14 protein-coding genes are annotated in these 15,852 nt (G+C 74.9%); 6 read left to right on the forward strand and 8 right to left on the reverse strand.

Going from position 1 to position 15,852, the window contains the following annotated elements; all coding sequences use genetic code 11:
* Nucleotides 1–28: 28 nt before the first annotated feature.
* Nucleotides 29–1,603 carry a bifunctional 3-(3-hydroxy-phenyl)propionate/3-hydroxycinnamic acid hydroxylase gene (locus ACYX4T_RS23305; protein WP_476011596.1) on the reverse strand — a complete coding sequence of 525 codons (1,575 nt, stop codon included), beginning with the start codon at nucleotides 1,601–1,603 and terminating at the stop codon, nucleotides 29–31.
* 92 nt (nucleotides 1,604–1,695) lie between these two features.
* Here ACYX4T_RS23305 and ACYX4T_RS23310 point away from each other — a divergent pair, with 92 nt between their 5' ends.
* The 3 genes from ACYX4T_RS23310 to ACYX4T_RS23320 are packed head-to-tail and all read left to right on the forward strand — an operon-like array spanning nucleotide 1,696 to nucleotide 4,639.
* Nucleotides 1,696–2,655, forward strand: a complete 960-nt coding sequence (locus ACYX4T_RS23310; protein ID WP_476011597.1) for an amidohydrolase family protein — start codon at nucleotides 1,696–1,698, stop codon at nucleotides 2,653–2,655.
* Complete coding sequence (locus ACYX4T_RS23315; RefSeq protein ID WP_476011598.1) at nucleotides 2,652–3,533, forward strand: dioxygenase family protein; 882 nt, start codon at nucleotides 2,652–2,654, stop codon at nucleotides 3,531–3,533. The genes ACYX4T_RS23310 and ACYX4T_RS23315 overlap by 4 nt, the downstream gene beginning before the upstream one ends.
* Nucleotides 3,530–4,639 carry a maleylacetate reductase gene (locus ACYX4T_RS23320; RefSeq protein ID WP_476011599.1) on the forward strand — a complete coding sequence of 370 codons (1,110 nt, stop codon included), beginning with the start codon at nucleotides 3,530–3,532 and terminating at the stop codon, nucleotides 4,637–4,639. Before ACYX4T_RS23315 ends, ACYX4T_RS23320 begins: the two co-directional genes overlap by 4 nt.
* 30 nt (nucleotides 4,640–4,669) lie before the next feature.
* Here the strand turns inward: ACYX4T_RS23320 and ACYX4T_RS23325 are convergent, their stop codons facing one another.
* Together ACYX4T_RS23325 and ACYX4T_RS23330 are read right to left on the reverse strand one after the other, a co-directional pair.
* Nucleotides 4,670–5,986 (reverse strand): FAD-dependent oxidoreductase, encoded by a 1,317-nt coding sequence (locus tag ACYX4T_RS23325; RefSeq protein WP_476011600.1) that lies wholly within the window; start codon nucleotides 5,984–5,986, stop codon nucleotides 4,670–4,672.
* Complete coding sequence (locus tag ACYX4T_RS23330) at nucleotides 5,983–6,597, reverse strand: PadR family transcriptional regulator (RefSeq protein ID WP_476011601.1); 615 nt, start codon at nucleotides 6,595–6,597, stop codon at nucleotides 5,983–5,985. Before ACYX4T_RS23330 ends, ACYX4T_RS23325 begins: the two co-directional genes overlap by 4 nt.
* Before the next feature lie 77 nt (nucleotides 6,598–6,674).
* Between ACYX4T_RS23330 and guaA the strand changes: the two genes are divergently transcribed.
* On the forward strand, nucleotides 6,675–8,234 hold the full coding sequence (guaA, locus tag ACYX4T_RS23335; RefSeq protein ID WP_476011602.1) for a glutamine-hydrolyzing GMP synthase: 1,560 nt from the start codon (nucleotides 6,675–6,677) through the stop codon (nucleotides 8,232–8,234).
* A 70-nt stretch (nucleotides 8,235–8,304) separates the two neighbouring features.
* Entirely contained in the window at nucleotides 8,305–9,426 is a 1,122-nt protein-coding gene (locus ACYX4T_RS23340; protein ID WP_476011603.1) for an aminotransferase class I/II-fold pyridoxal phosphate-dependent enzyme, read from the forward strand.
* 57 nt (nucleotides 9,427–9,483) lie between these two features.
* Here ACYX4T_RS23340 and ACYX4T_RS23345 read toward each other — a convergent pair whose 3' ends face one another.
* The 5 genes from ACYX4T_RS23345 to ACYX4T_RS23365 all read right to left on the reverse strand — a co-directional run bounded on the left by ACYX4T_RS23345 (nucleotide 9,484) and on the right by ACYX4T_RS23365 (nucleotide 15,383).
* On the reverse strand, nucleotides 9,484–10,797 hold the full coding sequence (locus ACYX4T_RS23345; RefSeq protein ID WP_476011604.1) for an MFS transporter: 1,314 nt from the start codon (nucleotides 10,795–10,797) through the stop codon (nucleotides 9,484–9,486).
* On the reverse strand, nucleotides 10,794–12,461 hold the full coding sequence (locus tag ACYX4T_RS23350; protein WP_476011605.1) for an amidohydrolase: 1,668 nt from the start codon (nucleotides 12,459–12,461) through the stop codon (nucleotides 10,794–10,796). The genes ACYX4T_RS23345 and ACYX4T_RS23350 overlap by 4 nt, the downstream gene beginning before the upstream one ends.
* An 8-nt stretch (nucleotides 12,462–12,469) precedes the next feature.
* Nucleotides 12,470–14,158 carry an urease subunit alpha gene (locus ACYX4T_RS23355; protein ID WP_476011606.1) on the reverse strand — a complete coding sequence of 563 codons (1,689 nt, stop codon included), beginning with the start codon at nucleotides 14,156–14,158 and terminating at the stop codon, nucleotides 12,470–12,472.
* Entirely contained in the window at nucleotides 14,155–14,742 is a 588-nt protein-coding gene (locus ACYX4T_RS23360; protein ID WP_476011607.1) for an urease subunit gamma, read from the reverse strand. Before ACYX4T_RS23360 ends, ACYX4T_RS23355 begins: the two co-directional genes overlap by 4 nt.
* A 194-nt stretch (nucleotides 14,743–14,936) precedes the next feature.
* Entirely contained in the window at nucleotides 14,937–15,383 is a 447-nt protein-coding gene (locus ACYX4T_RS23365; RefSeq protein WP_476011608.1) for a MarR family winged helix-turn-helix transcriptional regulator, read from the reverse strand.
* 72 nt (nucleotides 15,384–15,455) lie between these two features.
* Between ACYX4T_RS23365 and ACYX4T_RS23370 the strand changes: the two genes are divergently transcribed.
* A complete protein-coding gene (locus tag ACYX4T_RS23370) occupies nucleotides 15,456–15,827 on the forward strand; it encodes a cupin domain-containing protein (protein WP_476011609.1) in 372 nt (123 codons plus the stop codon).
* The last annotated feature ends 25 nt before the right edge of the window (nucleotides 15,828–15,852 follow it).

The following is a 15,852-nucleotide window of genomic DNA, read 5'->3' on the forward strand; positions in this document are numbered from 1 at the left end:
CGGGGCTCCTGGCGGCGTCGGCGGCGGATCAGGGAGTGGCGAGGACGAGCGCGGGCGCGCCGAGGGCGGCGGCGAACGCGCGGGCGAGGGCGTCGGCGTCGGCCGGGTCAGCGGCCGTGCCGTAGACGTAGAAGTCGGGCCGGACCGCGGCGGCGACCGCGTCGTGGGACGCGAGCCAGGCGAGGTGGGTGCCCTCGACGTCGACGAGGTGGTCGGCGGACGCCGGTCCGTCCGGGTGCAGCGGCACGACGCGGACCCCGGCCTCGGCGAGGGCGTCGGCCAGGGCGTCGTCGAGCGTCACCCGGCGGGCGTCGAGCAGCAGGTGCGCGCCGGCCCCGACGACCTGGTCGAGCCGGTCGCGTCGCGTGCCGTCGTCGACGACGCCCTGCGCCATCAGCTCGCCGCGCCCGGGCCCCGACCCACGGGCCAGCAGACCGTCGACCAGGCCCGGGAAGCGGATCGACTCGGGGTGCTGGTCCGCCGCCCGGCGCTCGAGCAGCACGCGGTCGCGCTCGGCGGCTCGCGCCGGGTCGCGCACCGTCTGCTGGCGGCCCAGCTCGATGCCCTTCTCGATCACCGCGCGGACGTGGGGCTCGCGTTCCTGCTGGTAGGTGTCGAGCACCTCGTCGCCGAGGCGCCCGCGCAGGACCGCGTCGAGCTTGAAGGCGATGTTCTGGGCGTCCCGGATGCCCGAGCACATGCCCTGCCCCAGGAACGGCGGCATCTGGTGGGCGGCGTCGCCGGCGAGCAGCGTGCGCCCGACCCGCCAGCGGTCGGTGACCAGCGAGCGGAAGGTGTACGTGGCGACGCGGATGAGCTCGGCGTCGTCGGGGGAGAGCCAGCGCCGGGTGCGGGCCCAGACCTTCTCGGGGTCGCGCTCCGCGGCGAAGTCGTCGACCGAGTCGAGCATGTAGCTGAACCGGTGGTGCTCCGGTCCGAGCGAGATGATCGAGGTCGGGCCGGCCGGGTCGCCGACCTGGCGCGCCGTCGGCACGGCGGGTGGCGCGGCGGGGCCGCGGAAGCGGAAGTCGCAGACCATCCACGGCTCGGAGAACCCGTAGTCGTCCATCGTGCGCCCGAGCGCGGAGCGGACGAAGCTGTTACCGCCGTCGCACGCGATGACCCAGCGCGCGCGGAGGGCCGGCGCACCGGCGACCTGCAGCTCGACGTGGTCGGCGCGTTCGACCAGCCCTGTGACCGGGCTGGAGAGCCGGACCTCGACGCCCAGGGCACGCACGCGCTCGTCCAGCGCCGTCTCCAGGTGGGGCTGGTACATCATGTACCACTCGGCCCAGCCGCTCCGGCCGGTCTCGGCGAAGTGGTGCTCGATGAGCAGCTCGCCCGCCGCGTTGCGCCACTCGTAGTTGCGCTGCACGTGGAGCGTCGGCAGCAGCTCCTCGGCGATCCCGACGCGCGCGAAGGTCCGCATCGTCTCGTCGTCGAAGATCGCCGCGCGCGGCAGGTGGTAGAGCCCGGCGTAGCGCTCCAGCACGACGACCCGGTGCCCGGCGGCGCCGAGCAGCGCCGCGGTCACCATCCCGACCGGCCCGTAGCCCACGACGGCCACGTCGACCAGCTCGTCGACGGCGTCGGTCTCGATCATGCGGGCTCCCCCTGTGAGGTTTGACACCGCCGAACCGTAGGATTCATCATTGAGCAAGTCAATGCACGATGGTGAAACGGATCGAGGGCAGGATGCGGACGATCGGCCTGGAAGAGCACTTCGTGACCCCGGAGCTCGCGCCCTACGGGGCGGGGACGGCGACGATCGCCGAGCCCCACGTGTGGGAGGAGATGTCGCGCCGGCTCCTCGACCTCACGGGCGCCCGGCTCGCGCGCATGGAAGCCGCCGGGCTCGACGTCCAGGTCCTGTCGCTGAACTCGCCGGGCCTGCAGGCCGAGCCGGACGCCGCGCTCGCCGTCTCCCGCGCCGCGGCGGTCAACGACCTGCTCGCCGGCACGATCGAGGCGCACCCCGGCCGCTTCGCGGGGTTCGCCGCGCTGCCGCTGCAGGACCCGCAGGCGGCGGCGAAGGAGCTCGAGCGCTCGGTGACCCAGCTCGGGCTGCGCGGCGCCCTGGTCAACGCGCACACCCACGGTCGCTACCTCGACGACCCCGAGCTGCGGGTCGTCTGGGAGTACGCGCAGGGCCTCGACGTGCCGCTGTACCTGCACCCGGCGAACGGCGTCGACGCCGCCCACGTGCTCTCCGGGCACCCCGAGCTGATCGGGCCGATGTGGAGCTGGGGCACCGACACCGCCTCGCACGCGCTGCGGCTGATCTTCGGCGGCGTGTTCGACGACTTCCCCGAGGCGAAGCTCCTTCTCGGACACATGGGCGAGGCGCTGCCGTTCACGCTGTGGCGCCTCGACTCGCGGTGGGACTTCCACGCCCACCACGGCATCGAGCTCGCCCGCAGCCGCCCGTCGGAGTACCTGCGGCACAACCTCTACATCACGACCAGCGGGGTGTGCTCCGCCGCGCCGCTGCTGTGCTCGCTGCTCGCGCTCGGGTCCGACCACATCCTCTTCGGCACCGACTACCCCTTCGAGGAGATGGACGTCGCCACCGAGTTCCTGCGCACCGCCCCGATCAGCGAGGCCGACCGGGAGAAGATCGCGCACGGGAACGCCGAGCGGCTGCTGCGGCTGTGAGCCACACCGAGGAGGTCCTCGCGAGCTTCGCGGCCACGCCCGACGCGCGGCTCCGCACGATCCTCGAGCGCGTCGTCGTGCACCTGCACGAGCTGGTCCGCGAGGTGGAGCCGACGACCGCGGAGTGGGAGGCCGCGATCGGGTTCCTCACCGCGGTCGGCGCCGCGTGCGACGACACCCGCCAGGAGTTCATCCTGCTCTCCGACGTGCTCGGGGTGTCGTCGCTGGTGGAGACGCTGAACGGCTCGGTGGACGGGACGGAGAGCACCGTCCTCGGCCCGTTCCACCTCACGGCGTCCCCGCCGCGCGAGCTCGGCGACAGCATCGACGACCTCGGGGGCGGGCGGCGGGCGCTCGTCACCGGCCGGGTCGTCGACCCGTCGGGCGACCCGGTGCCGGGCGCGGAGATCGACGTCTGGCAGTGCACCGAGGACGGGTTCTACGACGTCCAGCAGCCCGAGCGGCAGCCGGCCGGCAACGGACGCGGGTTCTTCCGCGCCGACGCCGACGGTCGGTTCCGCTTCCGGACCGTCGTGCCGGGCCACTACCCGATCCCCACCGACGGACCGGTCGGCGCGCTGCTGGCGGCGACCCGTCGCCACCCCTACCGGCCCGCCCACGTCCACCTCCTCGTGGGCGCCCCCGGCTTCACGACGCTGACAACCCACCTGTTCGTCCGGGGCAGTCCGTACCTCGACGCCGACGCGGTGTTCGCGGTGAAGGAGGGGCTGGTGGTGGACTTCGCCGAGGTGGACGCCGACACCGCGCGGGACGGGACGCCTCAGGGCGCGATCACGGAGGACGGCCTGGACCGCCCGTACCGGCACGCCGACGTCGAGGTCGTCCTGGTCCCCGCCGGGCTAGCGTCGGCATCGTGAGCCTCTCGTTCGTCCACGACGCGCTCCCGATGCGCGTGGTCTTCGGTCCCGGCCGCCTCGCCGACCTCGGCGCGGAGGTGGAGCGCCTCGGCCTGCGCCGGGTGCTCGTGCTCGGCACGCCCGAGCAGGAGGCGACGCTGCGGGCGACCGCCGACGGGCTCGAAGGGCGCGCCGCCGGGATCTTCCCCGGGGCGCGCCAGCACGTGCCGGTCGCGGTCGCGACCGCGGCGGCGGACCGGGCTCGCGAGCTGGGCGCCGACGGGTGCGTCGCGGTCGGAGGCGGGTCGTCGGTCGGGCTGGGCAAGGCCGTCGCCCTGCGCCACGGACTGCCGGTGGTCGCCGTCCCGACGACCTACGCCGGCTCGGAGATGACCCCGATCTGGGGCCTGACCGAGGACGGCGAGAAGCGCACCGGCCGCGACCGTGCCGTGCTGCCGCGCACCGTCGTCTACGACCCCGAGCTGACCCGCTCGCTGCCCGTCGGGCTGTCGGTGACCAGCGGGCTCAACGCCGTCGCGCACGCCGTCGAGGGGCTGTGGGCGCCGGACGGCACGCCGATCACCGCGCTGATGGCCGAGGAGGGCACCCGGTCGCTGCTCGCCGCGCTGCCCACGATCGTCGAGCGGCCCGACGACGTCGACGCCCGCTCCGGGGCGCTGCAGGGGGCGTGGCTGTGCGGTGCGGTGCTCGGAGCGACGACGATGTCGCTGCACCACAAGCTCTGCCACGTGCTCGGCGGCTCGTTCGACCTGCCGCACGCCGAGACCCACGCGGTCGTGCTGCCGCACGTCGTCGCCCACAACGGGCCGTCGGCGCCCGCGGCCGTGGCCGCGCTTGGCCGGGCGCTCGGCGTGGTGGGGGAGGCGGACACGGTGGCAGCGACGCTCGCCGACCGGGCCCGCGAGCTCGGGGCGCCGACCTCGCTGGCCGCGATCGGGATGCCCGGCGACGGGTTGGCGCAGGTCGTCGACCGGGTGCTCGCCCAGCCCTACGCGAACCCCGCGCCGGTGACGCGCGCGAGCCTCACCGCGCTGCTCGAGGCGGCGTACCAGCCGCCCCGGACGTCCGGTGCGCTCCGCGCTCGTGAGCACTTTCCGGGCCTATAGGCCCGGAAAGTGCTCACATATCGGACGCCGTCACACCAGCTCGGAGTCCCGGACCTTCTGCATCCCGCGCGCCATGCGGCGCTTGGCCGCCGGGATGCGGTCGACGATGCGCATGCCCGTGCGCTGGGCCAGCACCGACAGCGGCCCGATCACCGGGCGCCGCGCGGTGCCGTCGTCGTTCATGAACTCCAGCGACTCGCGCACGGCGAGGGCGGCGTAGCGGCGCATGAGCTCCTCGTACTCGCCGACGCCCGCGAGCAGCGAGAGCTCGCCGTCGCGCACGCGCACGAGCCGGTCGCGCAGCTCGCGGGCGTCGCGCAGCGCGGTGTTCGCGCCGGCCCCGCGGCCCGGGGTCATGGTGTGGATCGCGTCGCCGACCATCGTCACCGGGCTCGGCGTCCACGCCGGGACCGGGTCGGAGGTGCGGATCGCGAGCGTGACCGTCGCGCCCGGGTCGGCGGTCGCGAGCAGGTCGAGCCAGCGGGGGTCCCAGCCCTCGCTCAGCTCACCGGCCAGCGCGAGGGCGTCGGCGCCGGAGCGTTCGAGGAGGTCCGGCGGCGCGATGCTGCGCGAGGTCGTGATCGCCCAGGAGATGTGGTCGGCGGTGTTGTCGAAGCGCAGGCCCGGGTGGCGCGCGACCAGTTCCTCGTCACTCCGGCTGCCCCACGGCATCCGCATGACGTGCGTGATCCCGAACTGTCCCCGCCGGTCGAAGTACATGCCGAAGCCGTGGCGCACCTGCTCCGGGAGGAGGCGCTCGGACCGGTCGGTGAGCGCCGTCTTGCCGCCGATCGCGACCAGCCCGGTCTCGGTGTGGGTCGCGTGCGGCAGGTACTGCTGCCGGACCCGCGAGCTCGCCCCGTCGGCGCCGACGAGCAGGTCACCGGTGTCGCTGCTGCCGTCGGCGAAGTGCGCGGTCACGCGACCGTCCGGGTGCCGGGTGTAGTGGGTGAAGCGGCGGTCGAACGTGATGACGTCCTCCATGCCCGTGAACAGCACCTGGCGCAACGTCATGCGGCTGACGTTGTGCTCGGTGTCCTCGGGATCACCGCTGGTGTGCGGGAGGTCGGCGAAGTCGATGCTGATCAGCGGGCGGTACCGCTCGGTGAGCATCGCGAGTCGCGTGTAGGGCGCCGCGGTGGTCGCGACGAACGTCGCGAAGAGCTCCGGGTCCAGGCACGCCTTGAGGGCCCGCGCCCCGTTCGGCGAGATGCCGACGCGGTAGCCGTGCAGGCCGCTGGTCCGGGTGCGGTCGCGCTCGTGGACGGCGACGTCGATGCCGGCGCGGCGCAGGCCGTGAGCGAGGCACATCCCGCCGGTGCCGGCCCCGATGATGATCACCTTCATGCCGGGTCCTCTCCGCCGGCGTGCGCGCGGCGTGCGATGTCGGTCAGGTCGGCGCGGTCCCAGGACAGGGCGCCGGAGCGGAGGTCGTCGAGCAGGGCGGCGATCCAGGCGACGTCGGTCTCGAGGTGGGCGATGGCGTACTCGGCCTCGATGACGACGATCCGCGGCAGGAACCCGGGGGCGTGCTCCAGCTCGCGGCACACCCGGTCGAGCTCGCCGCGGCGGTCGGACAGGCGCAGGGCCAGCGCGTCGGCGGCGACCTCGGGCTCGAGCAGCGGGAGGTAGGCGAGCGCGGCGGTGAACTCGGCGAACTCGTGGCGGGGTGCGGTGAGCATGTCGAGGGTCCAGGTGATGGCGAGCTCGCGGCCGGCGTCGGTCACCGCGTAGACGGTGCGCTCCGGGCGCGTGGACTCCCGCTCGGTGGCCTGCGCGACCAGCAGCCCGTCCCGGACGAGCCGGTCGATCGTCTTGTAGAGCTGCGAGCGCTGGCCGACGTTGACCACCTGGTCCTTGCCGCGCTCCCGGATGAGCTGCGCCATGCGGTACGGGTGCATGGGCTCCTCCGCGGCGAGGGCGAGGACGGCGAGGGCGAGTCCGGAGCGTTGGGTCATGGTGTCAGCCAGAATAGTGTCATCGACACTACGACGGCAAGGGTCGCCGCCGGTCGGGGATCTGGACAATGGTGGGCGTGACCGCCAGCGGTGATCGCCCCGTCCTCGTCGTCGACTACGGCGCGCAGTACGCGCAGCTCATCGCCCGTCGGGTGCGGGAGGCGCAGGTCTACTCGGAGGTCGTGCCGCACACGACGCCGGTGGACGAGATGCTCGCCCGGGACCCGGCCGCGATCGTGCTCTCCGGCGGGCCCGCGAGCGTGTACGCCGACGGCGCGCCGAGCATCGACGCGGCGCTGTTCGACGCCGGCGTGCCGGTGTTCGGCATCTGCTACGGCTTCCAGCTCATGGCCGGCGCGCTCGGCGGCGTCGTCGAGCACACGGGGGCGCGCGAGTACGGGCGTACCGAGCTCGCGGTGACCACACCCGGGCGGCTGCACGACGACCTGCCCGACGCCCACCCGGTGTGGATGAGCCACGGCGACGGCGTGACGAAGGCGCCCGAGGGCTTCACGGTCACCGCGTCCTCGCCCGGCGCCCCGGTGGCCGCGTTCGAGGACGTGGAGCGGCGCTTCGCCGGCGTGCAGTACCACCCGGAGGTCGGGCACTCGCCGCACGGCCAGGAGGTGCTGCGCCGGTTCCTGCGCGACGTCGCGGGCGTCGACGCCGACTGGAACACCGCGAACATCATCGAGGAGACCGTCGCCGCGGTGCGCGAGCAGGTCGGTCCCGAGGGCCGCGCGATCTGCGGGCTGTCGGGCGGCGTGGACTCCGCGGTGGCCGCGGCGCTCGTCCAGCGCGCGATCGGCGACCGCCTGACGTGCGTCTTCGTCGACCACGGCCTGCTGCGCGAGGGCGAGCGGGGTCAGGTCGAGCGCGACTTCGTCGCCGCCACCGGCGTCGACCTCGTCACCGTCGACGCGGCGGAGACGTTCCTGCGCGAGCTCGACGGCGTCGTCGACCCGGAGGAGAAGCGCAAGATCATCGGGCGGGAGTTCATCCGCGCGTTCGAGGGCGCGGCCCGCTCGGTGGCGGAGGGGAAGGGCGCGGACTTCCTCGTCCAGGGCACGCTCTACCCCGACGTCGTCGAGTCCGGCGGCGGTTCCGGGGCCGCGACGATCAAGTCGCACCACAACGTCGGCGGCCTGCCCGACGACCTGCAGTTCTCGCTGGTCGAGCCGCTACGGGCGCTGTTCAAGGACGAGGTCCGCCGCGTCGGCGCCGAGCTCGGGCTGCCCGAGACGATCGTGCGGCGCCAGCCCTTCCCGGGCCCCGGGCTCGCGATCCGGATCATCGGGGCGGTCGACGCCGATCGCCTCGCGACCCTGCGCCGCGCCGACGCCATCGCGCGCGAGGAGCTGACCTCGGCCGGGCTCGACGAGGTCATCTGGCAGTGCCCGGTGGTGCTGCTCGCCGACGTGCGGTCGGTCGGCGTCCAGGGCGACGGGCGCACCTACGGCCACCCGGTGGTCCTGCGCCCGGTCTCCAGCGAGGACGCCATGACCGCGGACTGGACCCGCCTGCCCTACGACGTGCTCGAACGCATCTCCACGCGCATCACCAACGAGTGCGCCGAGATCAACCGCGTCGTCCTCGACGTCACCAGCAAGCCGCCGGGGACGATCGAGTGGGAGTAGGTGCGCTGCGCACATGTGAGCACTTTCTGGTGCTATAGCCCCGGAAAGTGCTCACGAGACCGGAGGTCGCATGGCTGAGACGATCTTCAGCGAGATGTCGCGGCTGGCGGCCGAGCACGACGCGATCAACCTCGGTCAGGGCTTCCCGGACACGCCGGGGCCGCGGGAGGTCGTCGACGTCGCCGTGGCCGCGATGCACAAGGGCTGGAACCAGTACCCGCCGGCCGTCGGCATCCCGTCGCTGCGCCGGGCGATCGCCGACCACCAGCGGCGCTGGTACGGCCTGGACGTCGCCGCGGACGGCGGGGTCGTCGTGTGCTCCGGCGCGTCGGAGGCGCTGTCGTCGGCGATGACCGCGCTGCTCTCGCCGGGGGACGAGGTGATCGCGCTCGAGCCGTACTACGACCTCTACGGGGCGACCGCGGCGCTGCTCGGCGCGCGCCTCGTGCCGGTGCGCATCCACGCGCCGGACTACGCGCTGGACGCCGGCGCGCTGCGGGCGGCGGTCACCGACCGCACCCGCATGATCATCCTCAACACCCCGCACAACCCGACGGGCGCGGTGCTCTCGCGCGACGAGCTGCAGTCGATCGCCGACGTGGCGATCGAGCACGACCTGGTGGTCCTGTCCGACGAGGTCTACGAGCACCTCGTCTTCGACGACCACCGCCACGTCCCGATCGCCTCGCTGCCGGGCATGTTCGAGCGGACCGTCACCGTCGGGTCGGGCGGGAAGACGTTCTCGGTCACCGGCTGGAAGATCGGCTGGGCGACGGGGCCGGCGGACCTCGTGGGCAAGGTGCTGGGCGTCAAGCAGTGGTTCTCGTTCGCCGCCGGCACGCCGCTGCAGCACGGGATCGCCGCGGGGCTCGCGCTGCCCGACGAGCGGCTCGCGCACCTCGGCGACGACCTCGCCCGCAAGCGCGACCTGCTCACCGACGGTCTGCGCGAGCTGGGACTCGAGGTGTTCGGGTCCAAGGCGACCTACTTCGTCACCGCCGACGTCGCGCCGCTCGGCGTCACCGACTCGCTGGAGTTCTGCCGCTCCCTGCCCGAGCGCGTGGGCGTGGCCGCGGTGCCGAACCAGGTGTTCCACGCCTCGCCCGAGGGCGTCGAGACCCAGGTCCGCTTCGCCTGCTGCAAGCGCGACGAGATCCTCGCCGACGCCCTGCTGCGGCTGCGCAAGCTCTGAGTGCTCGTGTCAGCGGAGTGGCTCCGCTGACACCCAGTGTCCGCAACTCCACTCCGATCACCGCGGTGCTGCGACGCCCTCGGCGGTCATCTCCTCATCGGGGACGTAGAGCCGCGGGGCGAGCAGGCCGCTGACGACGGTGACGAGCGCGATGCCGACCAGCAGCAGCCCCGGCGCCCACGATCTGCCGCCCGCCGCCGCGAGCACGGCGGTGGCCACCAGCGGCACGAAGCCCGACACGATCCCGGCGAGGTTGGCCGCGAGCGCGATGCCGCTGTAGCGCAGGCGCGCCGGGAAGAGCCGCGCGAGCAGGTCCCCGGACACGGCGTAGGGGATCGAGAGCATCGCGACCCCGACCGTCACACCGAGCACGACCGCGACGCCGTTGCGGGTGTCGAGCAGCCAGAACATCGGCAGCGCCACGAGCGCCGAGGCGATCCCGCCCGCGACGGTGACCCGGGCGGCGCCGAAGCGTTCCGCGAGCCGCCCGCCCAGCACGAGCACGCCGATCTCCACGACGGCGGCGACGAGCGTCGCGCCCAGGACGAGCGGGCGCGGCAGGTCGAGGTCGCCGGTGGCGTAGCTGATGACGAACGTGGTGGCGAGGTAGAAGCCGCCGACCCCGAGCAGCGCCGACCCGGCCCCGACGAGCAGCGCGGGCCACGCCCCGGTGACCACCTGCTTGACCGGCGCCGAGGCGCGGGCGTCCTCGGCGAGCAGGCGGTCGAACAGCGGCGACTCCTCGACGCGCCGGCGCAGCCACAGCGCCACCCCGAGCAGCGGGAACGCGACGAGGAACGGGATGCGCCAGCCCCAGGCGTCGAAGTCGTCGGGCGGCAGCAGCGCGACCAGCAGGAACGCCCCGGACGACAGCAGCGTCCCGACCGGCGACCCGATCTGCGGCATCGCCGCGTACCGGCCGCGCTTCTCCGGCGGGGCGTGCTCGACGGCGAGCGTGATCGCCCCGCCCCACTCGCCGCCCACCGCGACGCCCTGCAGCAGGCGCAGCAGCGTCAGCAGCACGGGCGCCGCGACGCCGATGTCGGCGAACCCCGGGAGCACCCCGATGAGGCCGGTGACTGCGCCGATCATGACGACGGTGATGAGCAGGCACGCGCGCCGGCCGATCCGGTCGCCGAGGTGGCCGAAGACGATGCCGCCCAGCGGCCGGGCCACGAAGCCGACCGCGAACGACGCGAACGCGGCGAGCGTCGCGACGACGGCGTCGTCGGTGGCGAAGAACAGGCGGTTGAACACCAGCGACGCGGCGGTGCCGTAGAGGAAGAAGTCGTACCACTCGAGCGCCGTGCCGACGAAGGCCCCGACGGCGACGCGGCGGGCGTCGGCGGCGACGGGTTGCGGTGTGGTCATGGTGTGTCCCCGTCCGGCGGCAGGTCCAGGACGTCGGCGCCGTGGGTGGCGCGCCCGCCTCGCAGGGTGGCGACGACGTCGATGTCGCCGAGACGGTCGGGGTCGACGCGGAGGGGGTCGTCGCCCAGGAGCACGAGGTCGGCGACGAGGCCGGGCGCGAGGCGCCCGCGGACGTCCTCGTCGCCGGCGATCCAGGCGGCGTCCACCGTGTAGGCGCGCAGGGCGGTGTCGACGTCGACGGCCTCGTCCGCGGCGAGCGTCCGACCCGACGACGTCCGCCGCTGGACCATCGCCTGCATCCCGCGCAGCGGGTGCCCGTCGGCGACGCACGGGCGGTCGGAGCTCGCCGGCACCCGCACGCCCGCGCGCAGGAAGGACGCGTGGCGGTAGAGCAGGTCGGCGCGGTGCTCGCCGACGGCGGCGATCATCGAGTCACCGATCTCGTACAGGAACCGGGCCTGGGGGACCGGGGTGATCCCGAGGGCGGCCAGCCGGGCCAGGGCGGCGTCGTCGACGACGCCGGCGTGCTCGAGGCGGTGCCGGGGCGGGCGCACGCCGGGCCAGGGTGTGCGTGCCGCGTCGGCGAAGGCGTCGAGCGCGGCGTCGACGGCGCGGTCGCCGATCGCGTGCGCGGCGACCGTCCACCCGCCGGCGACGGCCTCGACGACGGCGGCGTGCAGGACCTCGGGGTCGTCGCCGAGGTAGCCGGACTCGTCACGGTCGGCGTAGGGCTCGCGCATCGCCGCGGTGCGGGAGCTCAGCGCGCCGTCGAAGAAGATCTTCATGGGCCCGATGCGCAGGTCGAGGTCGCCGAGCCCGGGGCGCAAGCCCAGGTCGAGGCCCCGACCGGGCTCGCCGGGCGTCGCGCGCAGCACCGAGGTCTCGGGCATGAGGTCGACGCGCACCGCGAGGTGTCCCCGCTCGCGGGCGAGCTGGTAGGCGGCGAGCTCGCGGGGGGAGCGCCCGATCCAGCCGCCGCCGATACCGGCCTCGGTGACGTGCGTGAGGCCCTGGCGCGCGAACACCGCGGTCGCCGCGCCGACCGCGTCCGCCAGCTCCGCCACCGGGTAGGGCCGCAGCAGGTCGCCGGCCAGCGCCTGGGCGGCCTCGAGCAGGACGCCGGTCGGCTCGCCCGCCTCGTCGCGGACCACGACGCCGCCGGCGGGCACCGTGGCCTTCCCGTCGAGGACCCCGGCCCGGCGCAGCACCTCGCTGGAGACGGCGCCGACGTGCGCGGAGCGGTGCTTGAGCCACACCGGCCGCCCGCCCCCGACGCGGTCGAGCACGTGCCGGTCGGGCGAGCCGCCGAGCGCGACGTCGTCGTAGCCGCTGCCGATGACGAAGGCGTCCGCGGGCAGCTCCGCGGCGCGGGCGGCGACGGCGTCGTACAGGGCGTCGAGGTCGCTCAGGCCCGCGAGCGGCACCTCGGCGAGCGACTGCCCGAACCAGGCCGCGTGCTGGTGGGCGTCGTCGAAGCCGGGCACGACGGTCGCGCCGGCGGCGTCGACGCTGCGGCGCGCCCGCACCCCGGCGGGCAGCGCGTCGTCGTCGAGCACGGCGAGCACGCGCCCGTGGTGTACGGCGAGCGCCCGCGCCCGGGGGTGCGCGTCGTCCAGGGTGCGGACGTCGGCGTTCCTCAGCAGCAGGTCGATGTCGATCGTCACCGGCGGTCTCACCCCAGGTGGTGCAGGCGGGTCAGGGGCAGGGCGACGGCGCGGTGCAGCGGCACCTCGCGGCCGTCGACGCGCACCGGGGACGGCTCGCCGGGGATCTCCACCCGCGGCGTCGCGGTGTTGTGGAGCATGTCCGCGGCGCCGAGCCCGCGGCTGCCGGCGACGGGCAGGTAGCGCGGTCCGGACGGCAGCGCGGCGCGGGCGGCCGGGTCGTCGAGGCAGGCCGCGGCGACGAACTGGTGCGCGAGGCGGGCCGGAGCGCCGCCGCGGGCGCCGTGGAACCCACGCATCCGCCGGGGCTGGGTGAGCCGCGTCGACCCCGATCCCGAGCCCGCGGCGCCCCAGGCGACGAACCCCGATTTGATCACCAGCTCGGGCGTCGCGCCGAACCATGCGGGCGACCACAGCACGATGTCGGCGAGCCGACCCGCGCGCAGCGAGCCCACGTGGGCGGCGAGACCGTGGGCGACTGCCGGGTTGTGCGTGAGCTTGGCGAGGTAGCGCAGCACGCGGGCGTTGTTCGCGACGTCCGGGCCGGTCTCGCCGGCGAGGTGGGCCTGGACGTGGGCGAGCTGCCAGGTGCGGCGCACGGTCTCGCCGATGCGGCCCATGCCGAGCGCGTCGGAGTTGACGATGGCGATCGCGCCGTCGTCGTGCAGGCGGTTCTCCGCGGCGATCGCGTGCTCGCGGATGCGGCCGGCGGCGATGCTGCGGTCGCTGGGCAGGTCGGGGTGCCCGCGGTGCACGGTCATCGTCATCGGACCGAGCTCGCGGACCGTCGCCGGCGTCAGGGGCAGGGTCGGTGTCGTCGAGGACGTCAGGACCGCCGGGTCGCCGACGATGCGCAGCAGGTCGGGGTGCCCGCCGCCGCCCTCGACGTGGTACGCGTGGACGGTCCGCCCGCCGATCGCGTCGAGGGTGTCGTCGAGGTAGCCGGACTCGTTGAGGGTGTCGGTGTGCAGGGCGACGGGGAGGTCGGCCTGCTCGGCGACGCCCAGGCAGGTGTCGACGGCGTCCGGGCCCGCGCCCCAGTCCTCGTGGACCTTGAACCCGCCCGCGCCGGCGAGCACCGCCCGCTCGAGCAGGTCCGCCGAGCCCGAGGACCCGCGGGCGAGGAACGCGGCGTTCACCGGGGCGCCGGTCCACGACGCCATGAGCGTGTGCAGGTTGGGCGCGGGGTTGGCGCCGACGTCCCACACCCCGCCGATCCCCATCCCCACCATCGTCGTCACGCCGGTCGCGAGCGCGGCCGGCGCGAGGTCGGCGTTGGACAGGTGGACGTGGGAGTCCACGACGCCCGGCGTGGCGATGAGGCCCTCGCCGGGCACCATCGCCGTGTGGGCGTCGACGACGAGCTCGACGCCGTCCTGGACGTCGGGGTTGCCGGCCCGTCCCACGCCGACGACGCGCCCGTCGGCCACCCCGATCGACGTCTTGCGGACGCCGAGGACGGGGTCGAGCAGCAGGACCCCGAGGACGACGAGGTCGAGGGCGCTGTCGCGCGGGGCCCGGTCGGCGACCAGCGCGCCCTGGCGCGCGGTCTTCCCGCAGCCGCCGAGCATCTCCTCGCCCGGCTCGGTGTCGTCGGCCTCGACCTCCACCCACAGGTCGGTGTCGCCGAGGCGGACGCGGTCGCCGGTGGTCGGCCCGTAGACCCGCGCGTAGGCGCCCCGCTCGAGACGGCTCACCGGGCACCGCCGAGGTGGACGGCGGTCGCGTCTCGCGAGGCGCCGGCCTCGACGCGCAGCGCCGTCCCGGCGGGGAGGTCGAGGCGCAGCTGCGCGGGGTCGGTGCCGTCGTCGACATCGACGTGCAGCCGGCGGTTGAGCCGGTCGAGGGGGATGTGCGAGGTCACCCAGACCGCCTGCTCGCCGTCGTTGCGCAGGACGACCCCGGAGCGCGGACGGCCGGGGGCGAGCGCGACGGTGCCGGGCGCGGGGCGGACCGCGCCGGGCCCGTCGGCGTCGGGCGGGCCGAAGGGACGGTCGACGTGGACCAGGCTCGTGCCGTGCGGGAAGAGCGCCTCGACCTGCAGGGACGGCACGGCCGTCGCGACGCCGTCGAGCAGCTGCTGCGGCCCGACGAGCTCGCGGGCCCGGCGCACCACGTCGTCGAGGTCGTGTCCGTCCCAGGCGAGCTCGCAGACCTCGTCGCACACCAGCGCGATCGCCTCGGTCGCCCCGAGCCGCGCGCCGCGGGCCAGCCGCCGGCGGGCGAGCTCCGCCGCGCCGTGCAGCAGCACCCTCTCCTCCTCGCGCGGGGTGAGGTGCAACGGCGGTCTCCCGGGGCGGCAGCGGTGGGGTGGGCGGTGTGAACCGTGCGTGAGCGGCCCAGCGTGCCCTGTGACGACGGCCGGGGGAAGGCGTCGGGGTGCCGGCTCGCCGGGTGTCAGCGAAGTGCCGTCGCTGACGTTGAGTGTCCGTATCGGTACTTCGATCACTCGGCGCTGGTCGTCCCGGATGCGGGTCACCACGCCGGCCGCAGCGGCCCCGGGGTGACGAGGCGCCGCAGCATCGCGTGCAGGGCGCCCAGCGACGCGCCGGGCAGCACGTCGCTCCAGCCCGCGACCACCTCGGCCGCCGCCTCCTCCGCCGCGCGCGTGCACGCCTCGCCGGCGGGTGTCAGGCGCAGCAGCCGGGCCCGGGCGTCGCGGGGATCGGGCTCGCGCACGACGTAGCCCCGCGCCACGAGCCCGGCGACGAGCTGGCTCGCGGCCTGCTTCGTCGTGCCGAGGTGCTCGGCGAGGTCGACGACCGTGGTGTCCGCCGCCGCGATCCGCGCGAACGCGAAGCCGTGGGCGGGGCGCAGGTCGTCATAGCCACGTGCGGCGAGGCCCTCCTGCACGCCGTCGACCACCTCCGTCGCCGCCCGCAGGACGAGCATCGCCAGGTCGGTCGCGGCACGGTCCTCCACGGGTCGAGCTTGACACGGTGGTCAAGCAGACTGACCATATCGTCAATCGTCTTGACCAGAAGGAGTCCTCCGATGCCCGTCCTCCGTCCCGCCGACGCCGTCCGCCACGAGGCCCACGGCGCCGCGTTCCACGCCCTCGTCGCCCCGTCGCGCGGCAGCGCCGAGCTCTGCGCCTGGCGCCTCGAGGTGCCCGCCGGCCAGGTCGGCGCCCCGCACCGCCCGACCCGCGAGGAGGTACTGCTCGTCCTCGACGGCGACCTGCGGGTGACCCTCGACGGCACGACGGCGCCGGTCGTCGCCGGCGACGTGGTCCTCGTGCCGGCCGGCGCCGAGCTCCGGGTCGACGGCGGGCAGGGGCCCGCGTCGGTGTGGGTCACGACGTCGCCGGGACTGGAGGCGGAGCTGGCCGACGGCTCGCGCCTCGCCCCGCCGTGGGCGAGATAGTTCGACGATCGAGAGGTACGGTCGT

This window comes from Actinomycetospora sp. ABD4_176 (genome assembly GCF_056311855.1).